This is a genomic window from Microvirga sp. M2, from assembly GCF_047497095.1.
Taxonomy (GTDB): Bacteria; Pseudomonadota; Alphaproteobacteria; order Rhizobiales; family Beijerinckiaceae; genus Microvirga.
Window position 1 is genome coordinate 548912 of the sequence record NZ_CP134063.1, and the last position, 20978, is coordinate 569889.

Annotated in this window: 20 protein-coding genes; 16 read left to right on the plus strand and 4 right to left on the minus strand. The window is 63.8% G+C overall.

The features are described 5' to 3' along the window. The first annotated feature begins 76 nt into the window (after positions 1–76). From RE429_RS02640 to RE429_RS02660, 5 genes are all read left to right on the plus strand, one after another. A complete protein-coding gene (locus RE429_RS02640; protein WP_414472833.1) occupies positions 77–3253 on the plus strand; it encodes a helicase-related protein in 3177 nt (1058 codons plus the stop codon). Positions 3254–3262: 9 nt separating this feature from the next. After that, on the plus strand, positions 3263–3565 hold the full coding sequence (locus tag RE429_RS02645) for an RNA-binding S4 domain-containing protein (RefSeq protein WP_414472834.1): 303 nt from the start codon (positions 3263–3265) through the stop codon (positions 3563–3565). A gap of 51 nt (positions 3566–3616) precedes the next feature. Further along, positions 3617–3955: a ferredoxin FdxA gene (fdxA, locus tag RE429_RS02650; RefSeq protein ID WP_414472835.1), complete on the plus strand. Its 339-nt coding sequence runs from the start codon at positions 3617–3619 to the stop codon at positions 3953–3955. A 445-nt stretch (positions 3956–4400) separates the two neighbouring features. Further along, positions 4401–4985, plus strand: coding sequence for a CarD family transcriptional regulator (locus tag RE429_RS02655; protein ID WP_414472836.1), 585 nt, complete (start codon positions 4401–4403; stop codon positions 4983–4985). 174 nt (positions 4986–5159) lie between these two features. After that, on the plus strand, positions 5160–6032 hold the full coding sequence (locus tag RE429_RS02660; protein WP_370435886.1) for an RNA polymerase factor sigma-32: 873 nt from the start codon (positions 5160–5162) through the stop codon (positions 6030–6032). A gap of 174 nt (positions 6033–6206) precedes the next feature. Here RE429_RS02660 and RE429_RS02665 read toward each other — a convergent pair whose 3' ends face one another. The 4 genes from RE429_RS02665 to RE429_RS02680 form a co-directional block, all read right to left on the minus strand. Next, complete coding sequence (locus RE429_RS02665) at positions 6207–7631, minus strand: M48 family metalloprotease (RefSeq protein WP_414472837.1); 1425 nt, start codon at positions 7629–7631, stop codon at positions 6207–6209. A gap of 6 nt (positions 7632–7637) precedes the next feature. Then, positions 7638–8468: a thermonuclease family protein gene (locus tag RE429_RS02670; protein ID WP_414472838.1), complete on the minus strand. Its 831-nt coding sequence runs from the start codon at positions 8466–8468 to the stop codon at positions 7638–7640. 206 nt (positions 8469–8674) lie between these two features. Continuing rightward, on the minus strand, positions 8675–9019 hold the full coding sequence (locus tag RE429_RS02675; RefSeq protein WP_414472839.1) for a hypothetical protein: 345 nt from the start codon (positions 9017–9019) through the stop codon (positions 8675–8677). After that, positions 8991–10421: a type II and III secretion system protein family protein gene (locus RE429_RS02680; protein WP_414472840.1), complete on the minus strand. Its 1431-nt coding sequence runs from the start codon at positions 10419–10421 to the stop codon at positions 8991–8993. Before RE429_RS02680 ends, RE429_RS02675 begins: the two co-directional genes overlap by 29 nt. 447 nt (positions 10422–10868) lie before the next feature. Between RE429_RS02680 and RE429_RS02685 the strand changes: the two genes are divergently transcribed. The 11 genes from RE429_RS02685 to RE429_RS02735 all read left to right on the plus strand — a co-directional run bounded on the left by RE429_RS02685 (position 10869) and on the right by RE429_RS02735 (position 20901). Then, positions 10869–11384 carry a tetratricopeptide repeat protein gene (locus RE429_RS02685; RefSeq protein ID WP_414472841.1) on the plus strand — a complete coding sequence of 172 codons (516 nt, stop codon included), beginning with the start codon at positions 10869–10871 and terminating at the stop codon, positions 11382–11384. A 329-nt stretch (positions 11385–11713) separates the two neighbouring features. Beyond that, entirely contained in the window at positions 11714–11887 is a 174-nt protein-coding gene (locus RE429_RS02690; RefSeq protein WP_414472842.1) for a Flp family type IVb pilin, read from the plus strand. A 92-nt stretch (positions 11888–11979) separates the two neighbouring features. Beyond that, positions 11980–12495, plus strand: coding sequence for a prepilin peptidase (locus tag RE429_RS02695; protein WP_414472843.1), 516 nt, complete (start codon positions 11980–11982; stop codon positions 12493–12495). A 46-nt stretch (positions 12496–12541) separates the two neighbouring features. After that, a complete protein-coding gene (cpaB, locus tag RE429_RS02700) occupies positions 12542–13306 on the plus strand; it encodes a Flp pilus assembly protein CpaB (RefSeq protein WP_414472844.1) in 765 nt (254 codons plus the stop codon). 101 nt (positions 13307–13407) lie between these two features. Continuing rightward, positions 13408–14778, plus strand: a complete 1371-nt coding sequence (locus RE429_RS02705) for an AAA family ATPase (RefSeq protein WP_414472845.1) — start codon at positions 13408–13410, stop codon at positions 14776–14778. Between the two features lie 17 nt (positions 14779–14795). After that, positions 14796–15386 (plus strand): hypothetical protein, encoded by a 591-nt coding sequence (locus RE429_RS02710; RefSeq protein WP_414472846.1) that lies wholly within the window; start codon positions 14796–14798, stop codon positions 15384–15386. 86 nt (positions 15387–15472) lie between these two features. Beyond that, positions 15473–15796 carry a hypothetical protein gene (locus RE429_RS02715; protein ID WP_414472847.1) on the plus strand — a complete coding sequence of 108 codons (324 nt, stop codon included), beginning with the start codon at positions 15473–15475 and terminating at the stop codon, positions 15794–15796. A gap of 281 nt (positions 15797–16077) precedes the next feature. Further along, positions 16078–17562, plus strand: coding sequence for a CpaF family protein (locus RE429_RS02720; RefSeq protein WP_414472848.1), 1485 nt, complete (start codon positions 16078–16080; stop codon positions 17560–17562). Between the two features lie 22 nt (positions 17563–17584). Beyond that, a complete protein-coding gene (locus RE429_RS02725; protein ID WP_414472849.1) occupies positions 17585–18577 on the plus strand; it encodes a type II secretion system F family protein in 993 nt (330 codons plus the stop codon). 9 nt (positions 18578–18586) lie between these two features. Then, positions 18587–19558, plus strand: a complete 972-nt coding sequence (locus tag RE429_RS02730) for a type II secretion system F family protein (protein ID WP_414472850.1) — start codon at positions 18587–18589, stop codon at positions 19556–19558. 11 nt (positions 19559–19569) lie between these two features. Further along, a complete protein-coding gene (locus RE429_RS02735; RefSeq protein ID WP_414472851.1) occupies positions 19570–20901 on the plus strand; it encodes a TadE/TadG family type IV pilus assembly protein in 1332 nt (443 codons plus the stop codon). Positions 20902–20978 lie beyond the last annotated feature (77 nt).

A 20978-nucleotide genomic window follows, 5' to 3' on the forward strand; every position in this document is an offset into this window, starting at 1 on the left:
TGCCTGCATCCCCCGATGCGGGAGCGTCTCGTCCCTCTCACCCGGGATCGTATCCGACATTACCCCGCATCCAGGCATGGTTCGTCGTTCCCTTCCTCCGCAGGTGCGTGCGCGCGGCGTCACCGCCGTGCTCGGCCCCACCAATACCGGCAAGACCCATCTCGCCATCGAGCGCATGCTCGGGCACGACAGCGGCATGATCGGCCTGCCGCTGCGCCTGCTCGCGCGCGAGGTCTACGGCCGGGTCGTCGAGAAGGCCGGACCGCATAACGTCGCCCTCATCACGGGCGAGGAGAAGATCAAGCCCGATCAGCCCCGATACTGGATCTCCACCGTGGAGGCCATGCCCCGCGACATCGACGCGGCCTTCGTGGCGATCGACGAGATCCAGCTCGCGGCCGACCTCGACCGCGGCCATGTGTTCACCGACCGGCTCCTGAACCAGCGCGGCCGGGAGGAGACGATGCTGATCGGCTCCTCGACCATGCGCCCGCTCATCGAGGCGCTGATCCCCGGCGTCCATGTGGTCACGCGCCCGCGCCTCTCGCAGCTCACCTTCGCGGGCGAGAAGAAGGTCTCGCGCCTGCCCCGCCGCTCCGCCATCGTGGCCTTCTCGGCCGAGGAGGTCTACGGCATCGCGGAGCTGATCCGGCGCCAGAGCGGCGGCGCCGCGGTGGTCCTGGGCGCGCTCTCGCCCCGCACCCGCAACGCGCAGGTCGAGCTCTACCAGAACGGCGACGTGGATTACCTGATCGCTACGGACGCCATCGGCATGGGCCTCAACCTCGACGTGGACCATGTGGCCTTCGCGTCCGACAAGAAGTTCGACGGCTTCCGCTTCCGCAAGCTCTACAACCCGGAGCTCGCCCAGATCGCGGGCCGCGCCGGCCGCCACATGCGCGACGGCACCTTCGGGTCCACGGGCCGCTGCCCGCCTTTCGATGCGGAAACGGTTGAGGCCCTGGAGAATCATACCTTCGATCCGGTCCGGATCCTGCAATGGCGCAACCCTGACCTCGATTTCTCGACCCTCGGGCGCCTGCGGGACTCCCTGAGCCGGCAGCCGCGGGAGCACGGCCTCGTGCGCGCCCCGATGGGAGAGGACCTGGCGGCCCTCGAATTGCTGGCCCGGGACGACGACATCCAGGTCTTCGCCCGCACGAAATATGCCGTCGAGCGCCTCTGGCAGATCTGCCAGGTGCCCGATTATCGAAAAGTTTCGCCCCAGACCCATGCGGATCTGGTTGGCCAGCTCTACCGTTTCCTCATGAAGGAGGGGGCGGTTCCAGCAGACTGGTTCGCCCGTCATTTGTCGGCTTCCGACCGTACGGATGGCGATATCGACACCCTGTCCAACCGCATCGCCCAGGTGCGAACTTGGTCTTTCGTCGCTAACCGTCCCGACTGGTTGAAGGATCCGGAGCATTGGCAGGGTGTTGCGCGTCAGGTAGAGGACAAGCTATCGGATGCGCTTCATGAACGTCTCGCCCAAAGATTCATCGACCGGCGGACGAGCGTTCTCATGCGGCGCTTGAGAGAGAACACGATGCTCGAAGCGGAAATCACGACCACCGGCGACGTCACCGTCGAGGGGCAACATATCGGCCATCTGCATGGCTTCCATTTCGTGCCTGATCCCCAGGCCGATTCCACGGAGGCCAAGACCCTGCGCAATGCTGCCAGCAAGGCCCTGGCCGGCGAAATCGAGGCGCGGGCCGATCGGTTCGCCGAGGCGCCCGACACCACCCTGGTGCTGTCCAATGACGGCACGATCCGCTGGATGGGCGATCCCGTGGCCAAGCTGGAGACCGGCGACAAGCTGTTCGAGCCGCGGGTTCGGATCCTGTCGGACGAGCATCTCACCGGCCCCGCCCGCGACAAGGTGGACAGCCGCCTGCGCGCCTGGCTCAAGGCCTATGTGGTGCGCCTGCTCGGTCCGGTGATGGATCTCGAGACCAATGCCGAGCTGAACGGGATCGCCCGGGGCATCGCCTTCCAGGTCGGCGAGGCGCTCGGCGTGCTGGAGCGCGCCAAGGTTCTCAACGAGGTGCGCAGCCTCGACCAGGACGCCCGCGCGGCCCTGCGCAAGGCGGGCATCCGCTTCGGGGCCTATCATCTCTATCTGCCGGCCCTCCTGAAGCCTGCGCCCCGCGTTCTCGCGACGCAGCTCTGGGCGCTCCAGAACGGCGGCCTGGACCAGAAGGGGATCGACGAGATCGCCCATCTCGCCCAGTCGGGCCGCACGTCGATCCCGGTCGACCCGGAGATCGCGCCGGGCCTCTACCGCGCCGCGGGGTTCCGGGTCTGCGGCGGCCGCGCCGTGCGCGTCGACATCCTCGAGCGCCTGGCGGACCTGATTCGTCCGGCGATCGCCTATCGTCCCGGCATCACGCCCGGCGAGCCGCCGGCAGGCGCCGCCGACGGAGAGGGCTTCGTGCCGACCGTGGCCATGACCTCCCTGGTCGGCTGCGCCGGCGAGGATTTCGCCACGATCCTGAAGTCGCTCGGCTATGCGATGGAACGTCGTCCCGGCCCGGCCATCACCGTGCCGCTGGCCGCGGTGCCGCAACCTGCCGCGATCGAGGCCGCGCCTGCCGAGGTGTCCGCCGAAGCGTCTCCCGAAGCGTCTCCCGAAACGTCTCCCGAAGCGTCTGCCGAAGCGCCTGCCGAGACGACGGCCGAGACCACGGTCGAAGCGCCCGCTGAAGCGCTGCCCGTGGCCGAGGAGGCCGGCGCCGTGGCCGTGGAGGCACCCGACGCGTCCGTTAAGGTCGAGGCTATGGAGGCCAGCGCCGCCGAGGCCGTGGCTTCGCCCGAAGGACAGGCGATGGCTCCGGCCGAAGAGGCCGCGGAGGAACCGGCTCAGGCTCCGGCCGAACCCGAGATGATCGAGGTCTGGCGTCAGCACCGCCGTCACCACGAAGGCGGGCAGGCCCGCCAGGGCCGCGAGGCCCGCGGCAATCGTGGCGAACGTGGTGAGCGTGGCGACCGTCGCCCGCGTCTCGGCGAAGGCAAGGGCGAGCGTCCGCGCCGGGAGGCCCAAGGGGAGGGTGGACATCCGGAGGGCGGGCGTCCGCAGAACCGTCCGCCGCGGGGACCTCGGCCCGACGACCGCCGCGGTCCGCGCCCCGACAAGCGCGGCGAGAACCGCCGCGACGGGGGCCAGGAGCGCCGCGAGAAGCAGCCCGATCCGAATTCGCCGTTCGCCAAGCTCATGGCCCTCAAGGCTCAGCTCGAAGACGGGAAGAAGTGAGATCGGCCCATGCGTGAGGACCGGCAGCGGCTTGATAAGTGGCTCTGGTTCGCACGTTTCGCCAAAACCCGGACGCTCGCCGCCAAGCTCGTGACGAGCGGCTTCGTCCGGGTCAACGGCCAGCGCATCGACAGCGCCGCCAAGGCGTTATCCATTGGTGACGTGGTCACCATCGCTCTGGCCCGCACGACCCTGGTGGTGCGGGTCGAAGGCCTCGGCGAGCGCCGCGGGCCTGCGCCGGAAGCAAGGCAGCTCTACGCCGACCTCAACGAGGGCGACGGAGTGCTTGTCAGCGAAGGCGACAAGAGCTAGAGCGGCGGCAGCCTCGCGCTATGTTTGGAATTGACCCTCGAAGGACCGTTCATGACCTACGTCGTCACTGAAAATTGCATCAAGTGCAAATACATGGACTGCGTCGAGGTTTGCCCGGTGGATTGTTTCTACGAGGGCGACAACATGCTCGTCATTCATCCGGACGAGTGCATCGATTGCGGCGTCTGCGAACCGGAATGCCCTGCGGAGGCGATCAAGCCGGATGCGGAACCCGGTCTCGAGCAATGGCTGAAGCTCAATGCCGATATGGCCAAGAGCTGGCCCAACATCACGCAGAAGAAGGATCCTCCGGCCGACGCCAAGGAATTCGACGGCGTGGCCGGCAAGTTCGAGCAGTATTTCTCGCCCAATCCCGGCGAAGGCGATTGACGGACCGGCCTGCCGGGGAGGTCCACTCTCCTCGCGGTTCGGCAATCCGTGCTTGTCCCGGGCGAATCTGCCGATGCGGCAGGTCCGAAGCCCGGACATAAGGCGAGCTTCCTGACGCTACGCTTTGAAATATTTTTGCTTTTTGGGCCAGACTGTGATAGGGTCTGCGAATGCCGTCGCTTGCGCTCAAGCCGTGCACCGTCCCAGCAGGTCGTCGGTTCACACACTGAAGCAATGATGCACGAAACCTGACCGGAGGAAGATAATCCCCTTCCTTGGGTCCAGGGTGAGCGTGTTCTAGCTGCTGGCTTACATCAGGGAGTCGGACGGAATAGTCAAGTTCCGTTCTTGCTCAGCTCATTCCTGTTTCCCTGGGTCCCTGCCCAGGGGAACCACCGCTCTCGTGCCGGTCAGGCCGGGAGCCATGCAAGGAGGCCTCTCTCGCATGACAACCGCTAAGAAGTCCGCCCAGCGCCTGGGTTTCAAATCCGGTGAAGCCATCGTTTACCCCGCTCACGGCGTGGGCCGCATCACGGCCATCGAAGAGCAGGAAATCGCCGGCTTCAAGCTGGAGCTTTACGTGGTCTCCTTCGACAAGGACAAGATGGTCCTGCGGGTTCCGACCGCGAAAGCCGCGAGCGTCGGGATGCGCAAGCTCGCCGAGCCGGCCGTGGTTCAAAAGGCGCTGGACGTTCTGACGGGTCGTGCCCGCGTGAAGCGCACCATGTGGTCGCGCCGCGCCCAGGAATACGAGGCGAAGATCAATTCCGGCGACCTTCTCTCCGTCACCGAGGTCGTGCGCGACCTGTACCGGTCCGAGGCGCAGCCGGAACAGTCCTATAGCGAGCGTCAGCTCTACGAATCCGCCCTCGACCGGGTCGTGCGTGAAATCGCCGCCGTGAACAAGATCACCGACACCGAAGCCCTCAAGCTCATCGAGCAGAGCCTCGCCAAGTCGCCGCGCCGCGCCAAGGGCGCCGAGGCGGATGCCGAGGGCGAGGGTGAGGACATGCAGGAAGAAGCGGCCTGATCGAACGGCCCGATTTTATTGTGACTGCTTTGGAAAGCCTGGCTTTGCGCCAGGCTTTTTTATTGGCCGCGAACCCTTGTTTTCGCAGGAAGGGAATCTATTTCGCAAAACTTGGCTGTTGGGGGTGAACTTTTTCCCGCCTCGACCGTTGTGTCTCTGCCAAGGGAGGACACAATGGGAGAAATCTCAGGCGTTCGTCGTCGTTTCGTTCGCGCTGCAATGAACGCGCCTTTTCTCGAAAGGGAAGAGGAGCATGCTCTCGCCGTGCGCTGGAAGGAGAACCGCGACGAAACCGCTCTTCACCAACTGACGGCCGCGCATATGCGCCTCGTCATCGCTCTGGCGGCCCGTTTCCGCCATTATGGCCTGCCGATGGCGGATCTCGTCCAAGAGGGGCATGTGGGCCTTCTCGAGGCTGCCGCCCGGTTCGAGCCCGAACGGGAGGTCCGTTTCTCGACTTACGCGACGTGGTGGATCCGCGCTTCGGTGCAGGACTATATCCTTCGCAACTGGTCAATCGTCCGTGGCGGAACAAGTTCCGCCCAGAAGGCTCTCTTCTTCAATCTGCGCCGGTTGCGCGCCCGCCTGACCCGTGGCGGCGAGGAGCGCATTTCGTCGGACGTGCACGAGAAGATCGCCGAGGCCATTGGCGTCTCCAAGGCCGATGTGGCCCTCATGGACGCCCGCCTTTCGGCCCCCGATACGTCCCTCAACGCGCCGGTTCTCGATGCGGACCCGTCGAATTCGGCGGAACGCATGGAATTCCTCGTCGATACGAGCCCGCTGCCGGATGAGAGCGTGAGCGACGTGATCGACACCGAGCGCCGGGTGCGCTGGCTCAAGCAGGCGCTCGAAGTGCTCAATGAACGCGAGCTGCGCATCCTTCGGGCGCGCCGCCTCGACGACGAGCAGGTGACCCTTGAATTCCTGGGCGACCGCCTCGGAATTTCCAAGGAGCGCGTCCGTCAGATCGAGAACCGTGCCCTGGAGAAGCTCAAGCGGGCCCTGATGGACAAGTATCCTCAGGCCTCGGGCGCTTTCGTCTAAGGAAGTCGAGACCCTTAGAGAACCCCCAGTCAGGCGGGCCGGCCTCCGGCCCGCCTGACTGCATTTCAAGAGCCACTCTCGCGGAACGGGTTCCGGATGCAGGCTACGACATGCGGCCCTGCACGACAAAGAGCTGCTTCCCTAGGGGAAGCAGCTCTCAGGTTGAGATAAAGATTATTCGACGATGAGCTTGTAGCGCTCGCCGATCCTCAAGGGGCCGCCGCGGTCGAGCCCATTGAGGAGCAGGAAGCGGTCGAGCGCCTTGTCGACGGGCATGCGGGCGGCAAGCGACTGGGCCGTGTCGCCGCGCTGAGCCGTCACGATCTGGAGCTTGAGCGGCCGGATGCGGCGGGCTTCCTCCGGCTGCACCTGGCGTATGCTGCCGAGGGTCCGCTGGAACATGTCTTCCAGATCCGGGCCGCCGCTGCGGGCCGCCATGATGAGGCGGTAGGTCGTGTTGCCGATGCGAATGGCCGAAAGCCGGAAGGTCCATTCCTTGCCGTTGGAGAGGGCCGTCACGACGGGGAGGTCGTTGAGGGTGGTCGTGACCAGGCTGCCCGTCTCGATGGTGTCGGTCCAGGTGGAGCGCAGAACCTCTTCCAGGCTCTGCCCGGCCGGCGTGTCCGCCGCATCGAAGAGCAGGCGGCGCTCGCCGTCGCTCGAGGAGCCGAGAACGGCCTGGGAGGTATTCTCCAGGGTGAAGCCCGGCGGCGCCTCGAAGGCGACGCCGAGGCGGGCATGGATGAAGCGGCGGCCCTTCACGACGCCGTCGCTCGGGTCGTCCCCATAGGACAGCCCGTCGAGGGCCGTCAGGTATTCGAGCCGTCCGGTCTCGCCCATGCCAGGAGGTCCGGCGCGCCGGGCGGCCTGGAGGGCCTTCGCGACGCGCGCGGCGGTGCTGGGATGGGAGGCGACCCGGTCCGGGCCCGTATTGCCGCTGCTGCTCGCCGAGCGGCCGAGGGCCGTGAGGAACCGGGGTGCGCCATAGGGGTCGAAGCCCGCCCGGGTGAGAACGGTGATCCCGGTCTGATCGGCCTCGAGCTCCTGCGACCGGGAGAAGCTGGCAAGCGTCGAACGGGCCTGGTCCTGCACCACGGCCAATTCCTGGGAATTGTTCAGGACGTTTTCCGCCACGCGCTCGATCAGCTCCGAACGGGCCTGCAGCTCGCTGCGCTGAGAGGCGTGGCGGAGCGTGACATGGGCGATCTCGTGCGAGAGCACGGCCGCCACCTCCGACGTGTCGTTCGCCAGGGCGAGCAGCCCGCGCGTGACATAGAGCCGTCCGTTCGGCAGGGCGAAGGCGTTCACCACGGGCGAATTGAGGATGGTGACCTGATAGGACTCGTCAGGCCGGTCGGTCGCCATGACGAGCCGGTTCACCGCGTCCGTCAGAAGACGCTGGAGCTGGGGCGCGCGGCCCTCGCCGCCGAAGGCCGACACGAGGCGGATATGGTCGCGGTCGCGGTCCGGTCCGAGCACCCGCGGCGCATTGGCCGGCAGGGCGCCGTTTCCGCCAAAGCTCGAGCAGCCCGACACCAGGCCCGCGAGCATCAGGCCGGCAGCGATCCGGATCTTACCTCTGTGACGTCTATCCTGCATGCTTGCTCATCGGGCCAAGCGTCGATCTTCTTCCTCGTCCCCTTGAAGACGGCGGTCTTCAAGGCGCTCGATCATCTCCGGTAGATCAATGGCAAGGGCGGTGCCTTGCCAAGACTGCAAAATGCCTCGGGCCCGGAGGGGTCTGCCTTTCAGCGAAGCCGCCGAAATGCCCCGCTCCGCCATCCGGATCCAGGCTTTCCGAGGAATGATGATCGTGAAGTCTTCTGCCCAGTGCCCCCCGAAATTCAAATAGGTTCTCTGCTTGCGCTCGCCGACGCTGCGAACCCGCCCCTCGATGATGACGAAACGGCCGACTCGCTCTCTCAAGAGCTCAGCTTGGCCTACAGGAACGGGGTTATAGCGGTCATCGGCCCAAAGACCAAGGCGTCGTTCACGCGCCGTTTCCTCGAAAGCGAGAAGTTCGGTCTGACAGAAGACGGAATCGGCCCCTGGATCGACAAGGGCGAGGCCTGCTTCGACAAGGCCATGGCCCAGGTCGAGGGGCTGCGGCTCCCCGAGACGCGCGCGCAAGGGAAGGCGGTTCCAGCGGTCCCGGCCGCCCTGAACGGTGACGACGAGGGGCTGGCCGATTCGGGCCCTGAGCCAGTCCAGGGCCTCGCCCCTCTGGAGCCCGTCGTCGGGGAGCCGTATGCCCGGGAGACGGGCCAGCCCCAGCCCTTCGAGCAGCAGCTCTCCTTCGGGCGTGATGTCCGCGAGGCGGTCCTGCCGCGTCTCGCCCGCGCAGCCGGGGAATGCGGCCCGACCCGGATGAGGCGATGCGGAAACCTGCATCGCCCCGAACCCCGTCGCAATGACGGCCCAAACGCCTATCGCCACCCCGCCCCGCATGAGAGATCCCGATTAAACACCGTATCATACGGGCCGCGGGCGTGACGGCTAGAGCCTTTTCCGCAAAAGTGGATGCCGGTTTTGCGAAGAAAAGGCGTCTTTCTCAAACAACAGGAGCCTTTTCCATGAACCGAAATTCATGGAAAAGGCTCTAGGCTCGGGAGGGCGCCGTCGGCGCTTTTCCTGTGCGGGATCTATTGCGCGGCGCGCGACGCCGTCTGATCGGGCGACGCCGGCACCTGCGGCGCGAGGGTGATCGAGGCCCCGGAGGGACCGCCGCCGCCACCGCCGCTGAGATAACGCTTCGTCACTTTGTCGACGCGCTGGCCGTTTCCGGTGATGCGGGTGTTGCCCGAGTTCGGAGGCCAGGGATCGTCGATATGCACGACCTTGTCGAAGGCCAGGGCGTCACCGGCCGAGGCCGTGACCGTGTCGCTGCGCTTTACGTAATCGGCGCATGCGCCGAGAGCGAGCACCGGCAGAAGCGCCGCGCAGGCGACGAGGGATGGCTTAGCGCTTGACGATTTTCTTGGGGGCATTGCTCTGCTCCGGCTTCAGGTTGACGATATGCCCGTAGGGTCCGACGATGCCCGTTCCCTCGACGAAGCGGCGGCGCATGTCGCCGCTGACTTCCAGGTTGCCGAGCAGGAAGAACTCCGCATCGTTGCTGGGTTTTGCGGAATCGAGCGGCGTGCGCAGGGGCTGTCCCGGTTTCGCGGGGCGGACCAGATGGGGCGTCACGATGATGACCAGATCGGTCTCCTGCTCCTGGAAGGACGAAGACCTGAACAGAACGCCGAGCACGGGCACCTGTCCGAGCCAGGGCAGCTGTTCCTGGCTTTTGAGGTGAAGGCTCTGAAGCAGGCCCGCCATGGCGAAGCTCTGTCCGTCGCGCACCTCGATGGTCGTGCTGGCCCGGCGGGTGATGAAGGACGGAATGGCGATGGATCCCGTGCGGATCACGGTGTTCTCGTCGATCTGGCTCACCTCCGGTTCGAGCTTCAGGTTGATGGTGCCGTTGTCGAGCACGGTGGGCGTGAAGTTGAGACGAACACCGTATTCCTTGAACTGGACCGTGAGCTTGCCGTCGTTGTCGGCGATCGGGATCGGGATTTCGCCGCCGGCCAGGAAGCTCGCCCTTTCGCCGGACAGGGCCGTGAGGTTCGGCTCCGCCAGCCGGCGCCCGAGCCCCTTCTCCTCGAGGGCCTGTACGAGGATGTCGGCGCTGAAGCCGCCAGCCAGAACATTGGCGATCAGCGCCCCGAAGGGAGAGCTGCCGCTGAGCAACGGCGCGGCGATGATGGCTCCCTCCTTGTCGCGGGTCGCGTTGGTGACGAAGTTGACCCCGCTGCCGGGCTTTCCTCCATGAAGCCAGCTGATCCCGAGCTCTCTCCCGGCATTGCGGTTCGCTTCGACGACGCGGACCTCGAGCAGCACCTGCTGGCCCCCGGTTACGGTCAGGGCATTGATCACCGGGGAGGTGCTGTATTGCTCGGCGATTTCGAGGACCTTGCGCTGGGCGATCCCGTCGGGAACCGCTCCGCTCAGGCGCGTACGTCCATTGACCGTCTCCACCCTGACCTTGGCCTGGGGAACGGCCTCCCGGATCGTCTGCTGCAGGTCCGGCAGGTCGGGGCCGACCTCGACATCGATGAGGCCGAGAAGGGTCTCCTTCGCGCCGTAGACCGCCACGTTGGTGCGCCCTTCCGACTTGCCGAGGACATAGAAGGCCGTATCGGTCAGTGGAACGGCCGTCGCGATCCGGGGATCGCCGACCACCATGCGGCTGATATTCACTCCCGTGGCGACGTTCACGAATTTACCCTGCGCGACGCGGATGTCTTCCGCCCCTCCGGCTTCGAACCGAAGGTGACGTTCCTCCGATCGCGCGAGCGGCACCGCGCCGCCGTTCAGGACCATGAGGGCGCCAAACGCCAGCAAGGTTCTGAGCCTGCCCGGTCTGCTGCGCGGTGGAGGACGATGTCGTGTTTGCATGCCGGATATCGGTTCCATGAGGTATGCCCCGTGCCTGCGGCAGGCTCTTCATGGGAGGCACCTGAGAGGTGCGCTCCATTTCCGATCTGCACGCTGTTGCGCCTGTCGGCAGCCGCCGGGGAAATGGGAATTTTCGCCTGCTGCTGTGACAGAATAGAAACGTGATAACGTGCTATAGTAAATGGCCGGTTAAACCGGAGACGAGCCGCGAAGACGTTGCGGACCACGGATCTTCGCGGCACCGCACACCACCGCCAAAGCGAGTTTTGCCCCTTTGCCGATGCGACGATACATCGTAATAATATCACGAATCAGTCCGATGCGAACCAATCCGATGATGGTCTTGCGCGACGTCTGAGATTCGCACGAGCCGATGAAAGCCGAAGAACGACGATGACGAACTCGACACGCAACCCAGCATTGCACGTGACCGCGCTACTCTTGCTGCTTCTGACGGCCTGCAACGGCGTCGACATCACCTCGAGTTTCGGGAATCCGCTCACGCCCATCGAACTGCCCGACGAGGTCGAGCCCTATCCCGACAATCAGGTTCTCCAGGTTGCAAAGGCGCAGTTCGCGCAGGGCAATTTCGGCCACGCCGCCCGCTACTATGAAAGGGCCGTCGAACTCACGCCGCAGAACGGCGAAGCGTGGCTTGGTCTTGCGGCATCCTACGATCAGGTGCGCCGCTTCGATCTCGCCGACCGCGCCTATCGCGAGGCGGGGCGGTATCTGGGCCACAGGGCCGAGTACTACAACGGCATGGGATATTCCTACATGCTTCGCGGCGAGCTGGCGAAGGCGCATGGTCAGTTTCTGAAAGCGCAGGAGATCGATCCGTCGAATCCGACGATCGGCAACAACCTGCAGATGCTGCGCGACGCTCTCGCTCAGGCACGGCAGGGATAGACTCTGCGCGCAGCCTTGTGCGCCATGACGATGCCGCTGAAATTTGCGGGTGAATATGCCGTCCGGCAGACGATCATTTTTGCACGCATCGCCGAGTGGCATTGCTCGTCCGGCGTTCTTTCCCGATGAGAATAGAACCTCCGGCATAGGCCGTTCGGCCGAGACCCCGCATCGAAAAAGCCTAAACCATCAAGCCGAATAGACTCATCAAAGTCCGCATCCTTTAATCGAACCTGCCAGGCCGGGGATGACGGAGTGTCCAACCTCGGATCTGCAAAGAACACTGCCCATCGGCAGCGTACCGATTAACCAGGTTGGGGAATAAAACCATGAAGTCTCTTCTCGCTCGCTTCGCCAAGGACGAATCCGGCGCCACCGCCATAGAGTATGGCCTGCTTGCCGGTCTTATCTCTGTCGTGATCGTGCCGGCGCTGGTGCTCATCGGCCCAAAACTGTTGGCAGTATTTAATGCCATCGATGCCGCGCTGAGCAACATTCACTAGTCAAAGCAGGCTTCTGAAGCGGAGGGAAAATCCCTCCGTTTCATTCCGCCCGTCTGATTGAAGCGACGCCAGCCATGCCTGAAGAGGCCGTCATGATTATCTCGACGTCAGTAGCGTTCATCGGCAGCACCTGCCTTGCAGCAGCCGCCATATGGGCCGGGATTATGGATCTCAAGACGATGAAGATCCGCAACGAAATCGTGATCTTCCTCTTCGCCGCCTATGCAGCCCTCGCGCCGCTTGCCGGCTTCAACTACGGCGCGATCGCGCTCAGCCTCCTGGTGGCGCTCGGCGTCATGGTGGGGCTCTTCCTGTTCTTCAGCTTAGGCTGGATCGGCGGCGGCGACGCGAAGCTCATGGCCGTCATTGCCCTCTGGCTCGGCGCCGATCAAACGCCCGCATACCTCATAAGCACGACAATTCTAGGTGGACTTCTGACGCTTGGCATTCTCACGTTTCGCGCGATGCCGCTGCCGGCGTTCCTCGTAGAAATTTCATGGGTCGCAAGGCTGCATTCCTTCGAGAAAGGCATTCCCTATGGAGTCGCCATCGCGGCGGGTGCGCTTCTGATCCTGCCGCAAACACCGTGGATGACCGGCGTATTTTAACGAGCAACCCCGGCATCATCGCACCCAAGCCAATGAGGGTTTCCACATGCTCCGCATCATCATCCTGACTGTCGCGCTCAGTGCCGGCGGCGCCTGCGCCTGGCTTCTGACGGCCTCAAAGCCCGCGCAGACGGAGGTCGCCAAGGCCGCTCCGATGAACACGACGGAGATCCTCGTGGCCTCCGCCGATCTTTCTCCCGGACAGGTCGTCGGCGAAAAGGATCTGCGATGGCAGGCATGGCCGAAGGACGCGGTGAGCGCCGCTTACCTCACGCGCGCGGCCAAGCCCGATGCGCCGGCATCGTTCAAGGGGCAGATGGTCCGAGGGAGGATCGTCTCCGGAGAGCCTATCCTCGAAGACAAATTCTCGCGTTCCGCGTCCGGAATCCTCGCGTCCATGCTGCCGGCGGGCAAGCGCGCCGTCGCCATCCGTGTCTCGGCCGAAAGCGCGGCGGGCGGTTTCATCCTGCCCAACGACCGGGTCGACGTGATTCACACTCCAACGCAGATCGGCCAGAAGGGCGACACGGAGAATCTCGGCAAGACGATCCTGACGAATATCCGCATCCTCGCAATCGATCAGAAGGCGGAAGACGCAAAGAGCAACGCGGCGGTCATCGGAAAGACGGCAACGCTGGAGCTCAACGCGGATCAGGCCGAGACGATCGCGGCCGCGCAGGCGACGGGGACGCTCTTCCTTGCCCTCCGGTCCGCGACGGACGGTGACGACACCCCTGCCGTAAGGCGTGCGAACGTCACCTCCATCCAGGTTTTCCTCGGCGAGAAGAATGAAAAGGTGAGGGTCCAGTAATGAGCACGATCGAAATGCGGACGTCCTCGGTGATATCGGCCTTCGACGCGACTGAACCGCTCCGAACAGTGGATCCACCGAGTGCGCTTCCAGATCGTGTCGTGCCTGCATCATACGGCGGCGACGGCGCTCCGACCCATCATGTGCACCGAAGACAGAGCGGGATCGCCGTCGCTCCCGAGGCGGTCGAACCGTTATCCTATCGGCCATTTCAGCAGAATGAAGCCGTTCAGGAAGAGACCGTTCGGCAGCCGCGCGGCATCGCGCCCGTTCCCCGGATCACGATCCATGCCTTCTGCGAGAGCCACGATGTCCTCTCGGTTCTGGAGAAAGCCTCCGCCGACAGGATCATGTCCCGCGCGAGGACGGATATCTTCGCAGGCGGGATCAAGGCCGCAGTGGAATTCTACCGGCACAATTCCGCTCCCAATCTTCTCGTGGTCGAGCGAAAGGCGCCGAACGACGTGGTTCTGGCGGAGCTCGAGGAGCTCGCCGAACTCTGCGATCCGGGAACCAAGGTTCTGGTCATTGGATATTCGAACGAGATCGGCTTCTACCGGGAATTATTGCGGCGCGGGGTCAGCGAATACGTGATCGCGCCGGTCGATGCCATATCTCTGGTCGCGACGGTTTCGGGGATCTATCGGGACGCATCGTCGGGAAAACTTGGGCAGATCTATGCCTTCGTGGGCACGAAGGGCGGCGTCGGGTCCTCGACCGTGGCGCACAATGTCGGCTGGAGCCTCGCCCGCCGCCTGGGCTCCGATGTCATCCTGGCCGATCTCGATCTGCCCTTCGGCACCGCGGGCCTCAATCTCAATGTCGATACGCATCAGGGGATTGCCGAGGCCATTCAGGATTCGAGCCGCCTCGACGAGGTTCTGCTCGACCGGCTCCTGACCAAATGCGACGATCATTTCAGCCTTCTGGCGTCTCCCGGGACGCTCGAAACTCCTTATGATCTCGATGCGGACGCATTCGCCGGCTTGCTGGAGATCGCGCAAGCGAACGTGCCCTTCACGATCCTCGACATTCCGCATCTTTGGACGTCATGGGCCCGCAATGCTCTCGTCGCCGCCGATGAGGTCGTCATCACGGCGGCGCCGGATCTCGCGAATCTGCGCAATGCGAAAGGCCTGGTCGACTTCCTGAAGCAGGCGCGACCGCATGATGCTCCACCCTGGCTCGTGCTGAACCAGGTCGGCATGACGAAGCGGCCCGAGATCAAGCCCAGCGAGTTCGCCCGTCCTCTCGGGATCGAACCGCTCGCCAGCGTTCCGTTCGATGCGGCGCTTTTCGGAACGGCCGCCAACAACGGACGAATGATTGCGGACAGCGCGCCGAAATCGGCGGCGGCGCAGAGCTTCGCCGATATCGCGGCCGCTATCGCAGGCCGGAAGGAGCCTGCGAAGCGCAGGGCGGGCTTCCCCAATCTTCGAGCGCTGCTCGACGGCATGAAGCGAAAATCCTGAACGGGGAGGAGCCCGATATGTCTGGATATCTCACAGTGAAGAACTCGGCCACGATTCTGCAGGGAGTGCTGACCGGAGCACGGCGCCGGACGCGATGCACCGCTCGGCGGTTCACGCTCCTCCTCGGTCGCCAGGAGGGAGCCTCGGTCATCGAGTTCGCTCTTTTCAGCCCGCTGCTCGCGGCCGGGTTACTGTCCCTCGGACTGTTCGGGGTCCAAATCAACAATTACATCAAGATGGACCAGATTCTGCGCGCCGGAGCCGCCTACGCGATGACCGACCCTGGCAATGACGCGTTCATTCAGCGGCTCGAAGATATTGCACGATCGAAGGGGTATACTGCCGTCAATACCGAGGAGGGCAACATACCCGGCGTTCTTCATGTACAGGGCGGGAGGAATTGTTTCTGTCCTGGCGATGAAACAGACCTCGGCTGCCTTCTCCCGTGTGAAGGTCGGAGACCCGCGGTCGTGAGATATTTCCTCATTGCCGATTACCGGGAGCCGATTGCGTATGACTTCATGCAGGCGCTCATTCGAATAAGCCCGGATTTCGCGGTGCGGGCAATGTCCGACATCGAACTGCATAGACAGGTCGTGGTCCGATGAGAGCGCTGCTTCGGCCACTATGTCGGTCGCTGCGGAGCGATCGTGGGAGCGTCTCGATAGAGTTTGCGATCATCGGTCTCGTTCTCATGATGACCACTCTTGGAACCTTCGAACTCGGTCGCGTTCTGCTCACTTACCACAGGCTCACAAGTGCAGTCGGCACTGCGACGAGATTGATTCAAATGGGGGCTTCGGATGATTCCATCATCGGCAGCATCAGCTCCCGCTTCTCAGCAAGCGAGCAGGCATACCTGACGGTCGAGATCGATCCCGGGTATACCGCTCGCAGCGGATTGACTTATACGCGCGTCGACGCACGATACGCGCTGCCGCTCATCATGCCGAACTTCAATATCTTTCCTGAAATTCCCTACATCGTGCATGCCGTGGAACTCGTTCCGGAACACTGATCATCTGCCACCGGACAGAGCCACACGGCGTCTCATCGGTGCCATGCGCGAGAGCTTGTCGCCCCGAACAATGGGGCTGTCTTCGTTTCGAAGCCGCGTATTGCCGACGCCGCAGGAGATCGGCCCGGTCACCGTTTTCACGGGAGAAAAGCGACTGCCCAGCGTGCGACCTAGGCCACTTGGCCAGTGCTGCGACGCGCATTCTAGACCATCAGGCCGAATGGACCTGTTTCCGATGGTCGTCCTTAAATGCCGTGAAGACATTGTGATCGAGGACCGGAATGTTCGGTAGAAGAAGCGCATCAGATGGAGACGTTCTCCGCCCCCATCCCGCGGCCGCGTCGATGGCCGGGGAGAAGCCGGCGGGCCACGGTCAGCCGACGGGCAGGCTGCCTTCAGTCGATGGGCTGGGCGCCGGCGCGCAGGTGGCGCGGAGCCCCGCAGCGCAGAGCGTACGCGTCGCCGAAGCGGCAAGCCGCAAGACGGACGAGTATTACCAGCTCAAGGCGCGGATCTTTTCGGCCCTGATCGAAGCGATCGACGTGGCGCAGCTGGTCCGGCTGGAGCAGCAGGAGGCCCGCAGGGCGGTCGCGGATGTCTGCAACGACATCATCACGGCCCAGAAGGTCGTGATCTCGATCATCGAGCAGGAGGAGCTTCTCCAAGACATCTGCAACGACGTGCTGGGCTACGGTCCGCTCGATCCGCTTCTGGCCCGCGACGACATCGCCGACATCATGGTGAACGGGGCCGATACGGTCTATATCGAAGTGGGCGGCAAGGTTCAGAAGACGGAGATCCGCTTCCGCGACAACCAGCAGCTGCTCCATGTGTGCCAGCGCATCGTCAGCCAGGTCGGCCGGCGCGTGGACGAGGCGAGCCCCATCTGCGACGCCCGCCTGGCGGACGGCTCCCGCGTGAACGTCATCGCATCGCCGCTCGCGATCGACGGACCGTCGCTGACGATCCGCAAGTTCAAGAAGGACAAGCTCACCCTCGACCAGCTCGTGCGCTTCGGGACGATTACGCCCGAAGGCGCCGAGATTCTCCGGATCATCGGCCGGGTGCGCTGCAACGCCATCATTTCAGGGGGGACGGGATCCGGCAAGACGACGCTGCTCAACTGCCTCACCCGCTACATCGAGCCCGAGGAGCGCATCATCACCTGCGAGGACGCGGCGGAGCTGCAGCTGCAGCAGCCGCATGTGGTGCGGCTGGAAACCCGCCCCGCCAATATCGAAGGCGAGGGCCTGGTGACCATGCGCGATCTCATCAGGAACTGCCTGCGCATGCGGCCCGAGCGGATCATCGTCGGTGAGGTGCGCGGACCCGAGGCGTTCGACCTGCTGCAGGCGATGAACACCGGCCATGACGGATCGATGGGCACGCTGCACGCCAATACGCCCCGCGAGGCCTTGTCGCGCATGGAATCGATGATCACGATGGGGGGCTTCTCCCTGCCCTCGAGAACGATCCGCGAAATGATCGCCTCGTCCGTCGACGTCGTCGTTCAGGCCGCGCGCCTGCGCGACGGCTCCAGGCGGATCACCCACATCACCGAAGTTCTCGGAATGGAGGGCGACGTCATCATCACCCAGGACCTGATGACCTACGACATTCTGGGCGAGGACGCGAACGGGAACGTGATCGGGCAGCATCGCGCGGCCGGAATCGGACGGCCGCATTTCTGGGACCGCGCCCGCTATTACGGCGAGGAGCAGCGCCTCGCGGCCGCTCTCGATGCCGCGGAACGGGCCGCAGCATAAGGCCAGACGCAGGGAGAGGACCATGCCGTCACCCGATATGATCCCGATCCTCGTCGCGGCCCTCGCCGCGGTCTCGGTATTCGGCCTTCTCGCGGTCACCTTCTATTCGCGCCTCGACAGGAATTTCGAGGGGCAGAAGCGCCTGGCTGCGATCGGGGCAGGGGAGGCCACGAAGAAACGTGCTGCGCGACCGGACGAATCCAAGCGCCGGGATATCGAGAAAACGCTGCGCGAGATCGAGGACAAGCAGAAATCCAGCAAGAGGTCGAGACCCTCGCTTCTCGTCAGGATGCGGCAGGCCGGCCTGAGCTGGAGCACGCGGACTTATTACGCGAGCTGCGGTCTTGCAGGAGGCGCCGCCTTCCTCATTCTGCTGAGCTCGTCCGATCTCGGTCTCTTGCCGCCCCTCGGCTTCGGCGCCGCCGTCGGTCTCCTCGGGCCTCATCTCTATGTCGGTTTCCGGCGCAGCCGCCGGTTCGGGAAATTCGCCAAGGAGTTTCCGAACGCCATCGACGTGATCGTGCGCGGCGTCAAATCGGGACTTCCCGCCGCCGATTGCCTTCGGATCATTTCCGTCGAATCCCAGGATCCGGTGCGCGAGGAATTCCGCGAGGTCGTCGAGGATCAGACGCTCGGACTTCCCATCGATCAGGCCGTGCAGCGACTGCCGGAGCGCATTCCCCTTGCCGAGGCGAGGTTCTTCGCCATCGTCATCTCCATGCAGAGCCGCACCGGCGGCAACCTGTCCGAGGCGCTCGGCGGGCTCTCCAAAGTGCTCCGCGAGCGCCAGAAGATGCAAGCGAAGATCCGCGCCATGAGCGCCGAAGCCAAGACGTCGGCCGGGATCATCGGGTCGCTGCCCGTCATCGTGGTCACGTTGCTCTCGATCCTGTCGCCGAAATACATCGAGCCTCTGTTCACCGCTTTCGCCGGGAAGGTGCTGCTCGCGGCCTGCATCGCCTGGATGCTGACGGGCGTTCTCGTCATGTGGAAGATGATCCGGTTCGACTTCTGAGGGGGAGACATGTTCTTCGACGCCATCGCCCGCAACATGCAGTTTCTCACGGCCCTCTCCGCGGCCCTGTCGGTCTCCGCCGCCATCATCCTCGTGTCGTGGCCCTACCTTCAGCGCGACCAGCTCAGTGCGAGAATGGCTCATGTCGCAGCCGAACGGGAGCGGATCAGGATCCGCGAGCGGGGCCGCCTCAACAACCGCAATGCCAAGGTTTCGTTGCGGCACGAGCCCAAGCGCCTGTTCAAGGAGATCGTGGACCGTCTCGATCTTTCCAAGCAGGCCGAAAGCGACGATCTCGCCCTCATGCTCCGGCAGGCCGGGTATCGCGGGCGGGGGCCGATCATCGCGTTCCTGGCGATCCGGCACATCGCGCCCATCGGCATGCTGCTGCTGGCGGCTCTCTACGTGTTCGTGCTCCTGAATGTGCAGCAGCCTCTCGCCATGAAGCTCCTGATCGTCGCCGTGGCCGGCGGCTCCGGATTCTATGCTCCGAAGCTCTACATCAAGAACAGGATCACCAAGCGGCAGGCCGCGATCCGGCGCTCCTGGCCGGATGCTCTCGACCTTCTTCTGATCTGTGTCGAGTGCGGCATGAGCATCGACAGTTCCTTTCGAAAGGTCGCCGAGGAGATCGGCCTGCAGTCGCCGGAGCTCGCCGAGGAATTGAGCCTGACGACGGCGGAACTCTCCTATCTTCAGGATCGCCGGAGGGCCTTCGAGAATCTCGGCGACCGGACGGGGCTCGAAGGCGTCAAGGCCGTCGTGACCAGTCTCGTTCAGGCGGAGAAATACGGCACGTCCCTCGGGCAATCCCTGCGCGTGCTGGCGCAGGAGAACCGGGACATGCGGATGGCGGAAGCGGAGAAAAAGGCCGCCTCTCTTCCGCCGAAGCTGACGGTGCCGATGATCCTGTTCTTCCTGCCGGTTCTTTTCGTGGCGATTCTCTCGCCCGCCGCCATCAGCTATCTGGGGCTGCATTAGGAGTTCGAACCATGAATGCCTTTCGGATGCGAATGCCTTTCTCATGGCGCGCCGTTCCAGAGCTCCGAGAACTCAAGGAGCGCCTCTCTGCCTTCGCGAGGCTTGAAGGTGGAGCTGCCGCGATCTTCTTCGCGCTCATTTCTCCCGTGTGGCTCGGAGGGCTTGCTTTGGGAGCGGAGGTCGGGGTCTGGTATTATTCGCAGCAAAAGCTGCAGGCGACGGCGGATGCCGTGGGGTTCGGCATTGCGGCCCGCATCGGTACAGGGCCTTCTCAGGCCGAACTCGATCAACTCGCCAATGCCTTCTTGACGGCCAATCAGTTCGACTTTGCCGAAGGAACATGGGAGGTGACGCTGTCCTCGGCTCCTCAAGAATCCGTTTTCGTGGATGGGACCACCGTCACGGTCCGGCTTACGAGGTCCGTCAGGCGCTATCTAAGCGGAATTTTTCAACCGGGGGAAATTGAAATTCGAGTGAGTGCGACCGCTCGGGTCAATCAGGCGACCGAGGCATGTATCCTGTCCCTCGGGCTGACTGACGAGGCGTTCGGACTTCAGGTCTGGACGGGCAATGCTCGGGTGACCGGCTGCGAGGTGCTTTCGAATGGTGGTAACATTCGTGTCTGGGGAGGGACGAGCCTTGCAGCGGATTGCATTCGCAGCGCGGGGCAACTCACAGCGTTCGGAACCTTCGATACCCTCTGCCCGAGCGGACCGGTCAGTGAAGCGGGATTTACATTGGATCCCTATTTCTCGTTGCCGGATCCGGAGGTGCGCGGGGTGGGCTGCAATAATGACAACGTGACGATCACCGCCAACAATTGGGGTGCGGTCAGAACGATGGAGCAGGACGGCAGGATTTATGCGCGGTTCTGCTCAGGGGCGAACCTGACCATTAGTGGAACGGTGCCTATCATCATACCTCCACGCTCGACCTTTATTTTCGAGGGCGGGCAATTGGTGATCACGGATACGGATGTGGTCGGGAACGACGTGTCGTTTTACTTCACTGACGGTGGTTTTCCGGCTATCAACGCACCGGGCAATACGGTCAATCTCGCGACGGGCGATCCATCCGGCATGCTCCTCCGGGGAGCGAAGACCAACGCTCTTGACGCGGGCTTCATGAATCAGATTCGCGTCGGACCGGGATCGCGGCTCGACGGCGCGGTTTACTTCCCGGCTTCAGATGTCCAGTTCCAGGCAAGCGGTACCTTGGGCGGCTGCATGCAACTCATCGGGAGAAACATCAACCTTTGGGGAACATGGCAGCTGAACGGTCCATGCAATACGCCCGGGCTTCTCGATATCATCGCATCGCGGGTGACGAATCTGACACGGTAGCATTGTGCGAACTCGATTCCTCCGTTGGAGCGGTCCACGAAGGGTGTGACACGCCCTGATCGGCGCGGTCGCCTTGG

Bases quoted from the DNA above. Each gene is read 5' to 3' on its own strand.
- RE429_RS02655 (WP_414472836.1), top strand. From the start codon at position 4,401: ATGACAACCGCTAAGAAGTCCGCCCAGCGCCTGGGTTTCAAATCCGGT.
- RE429_RS02645 (WP_414472834.1), top strand. From the start codon at position 3,263: ATGCGTGAGGACCGGCAGCGGCTTGATAAGTGGCTCTGGTTCGCACGT.
- RE429_RS02640 (WP_414472833.1), top strand. From the start codon at position 77: ATGGTTCGTCGTTCCCTTCCTCCGCAGGTGCGTGCGCGCGGCGTCACC.
- RE429_RS02710 (WP_414472846.1), top strand. From the start codon at position 14,796: ATGTCTGGATATCTCACAGTGAAGAACTCGGCCACGATTCTGCAGGGA.
- RE429_RS02665 (WP_414472837.1), bottom strand. From the start codon at position 7,631: ATGCAGGATAGACGTCACAGAGGTAAGATCCGGATCGCTGCCGGCCTG.
- RE429_RS02735 (WP_414472851.1), top strand. From the start codon at position 19,570: ATGAATGCCTTTCGGATGCGAATGCCTTTCTCATGGCGCGCCGTTCCA.
- RE429_RS02690 (WP_414472842.1), top strand. From the start codon at position 11,714: ATGAAGTCTCTTCTCGCTCGCTTCGCCAAGGACGAATCCGGCGCCACC.
- cpaB (WP_414472844.1), top strand. From the start codon at position 12,542: ATGCTCCGCATCATCATCCTGACTGTCGCGCTCAGTGCCGGCGGCGCC.
- RE429_RS02685 (WP_414472841.1), top strand. From the start codon at position 10,869: ATGACGAACTCGACACGCAACCCAGCATTGCACGTGACCGCGCTACTC.
- RE429_RS02675 (WP_414472839.1), bottom strand. From the start codon at position 9,019: ATGCCCCCAAGAAAATCGTCAAGCGCTAAGCCATCCCTCGTCGCCTGC.
- RE429_RS02730 (WP_414472850.1), top strand. From the start codon at position 18,587: ATGTTCTTCGACGCCATCGCCCGCAACATGCAGTTTCTCACGGCCCTC.
- RE429_RS02695 (WP_414472843.1), top strand. From the start codon at position 11,980: ATGATTATCTCGACGTCAGTAGCGTTCATCGGCAGCACCTGCCTTGCA.
- RE429_RS02725 (WP_414472849.1), top strand. From the start codon at position 17,585: ATGCCGTCACCCGATATGATCCCGATCCTCGTCGCGGCCCTCGCCGCG.
- RE429_RS02720 (WP_414472848.1), top strand. From the start codon at position 16,078: ATGTTCGGTAGAAGAAGCGCATCAGATGGAGACGTTCTCCGCCCCCAT.
- fdxA (WP_414472835.1), top strand. From the start codon at position 3,617: ATGACCTACGTCGTCACTGAAAATTGCATCAAGTGCAAATACATGGAC.
- RE429_RS02715 (WP_414472847.1), top strand. From the start codon at position 15,473: ATGATGACCACTCTTGGAACCTTCGAACTCGGTCGCGTTCTGCTCACT.
- RE429_RS02660 (WP_370435886.1), top strand. From the start codon at position 5,160: ATGGGAGAAATCTCAGGCGTTCGTCGTCGTTTCGTTCGCGCTGCAATG.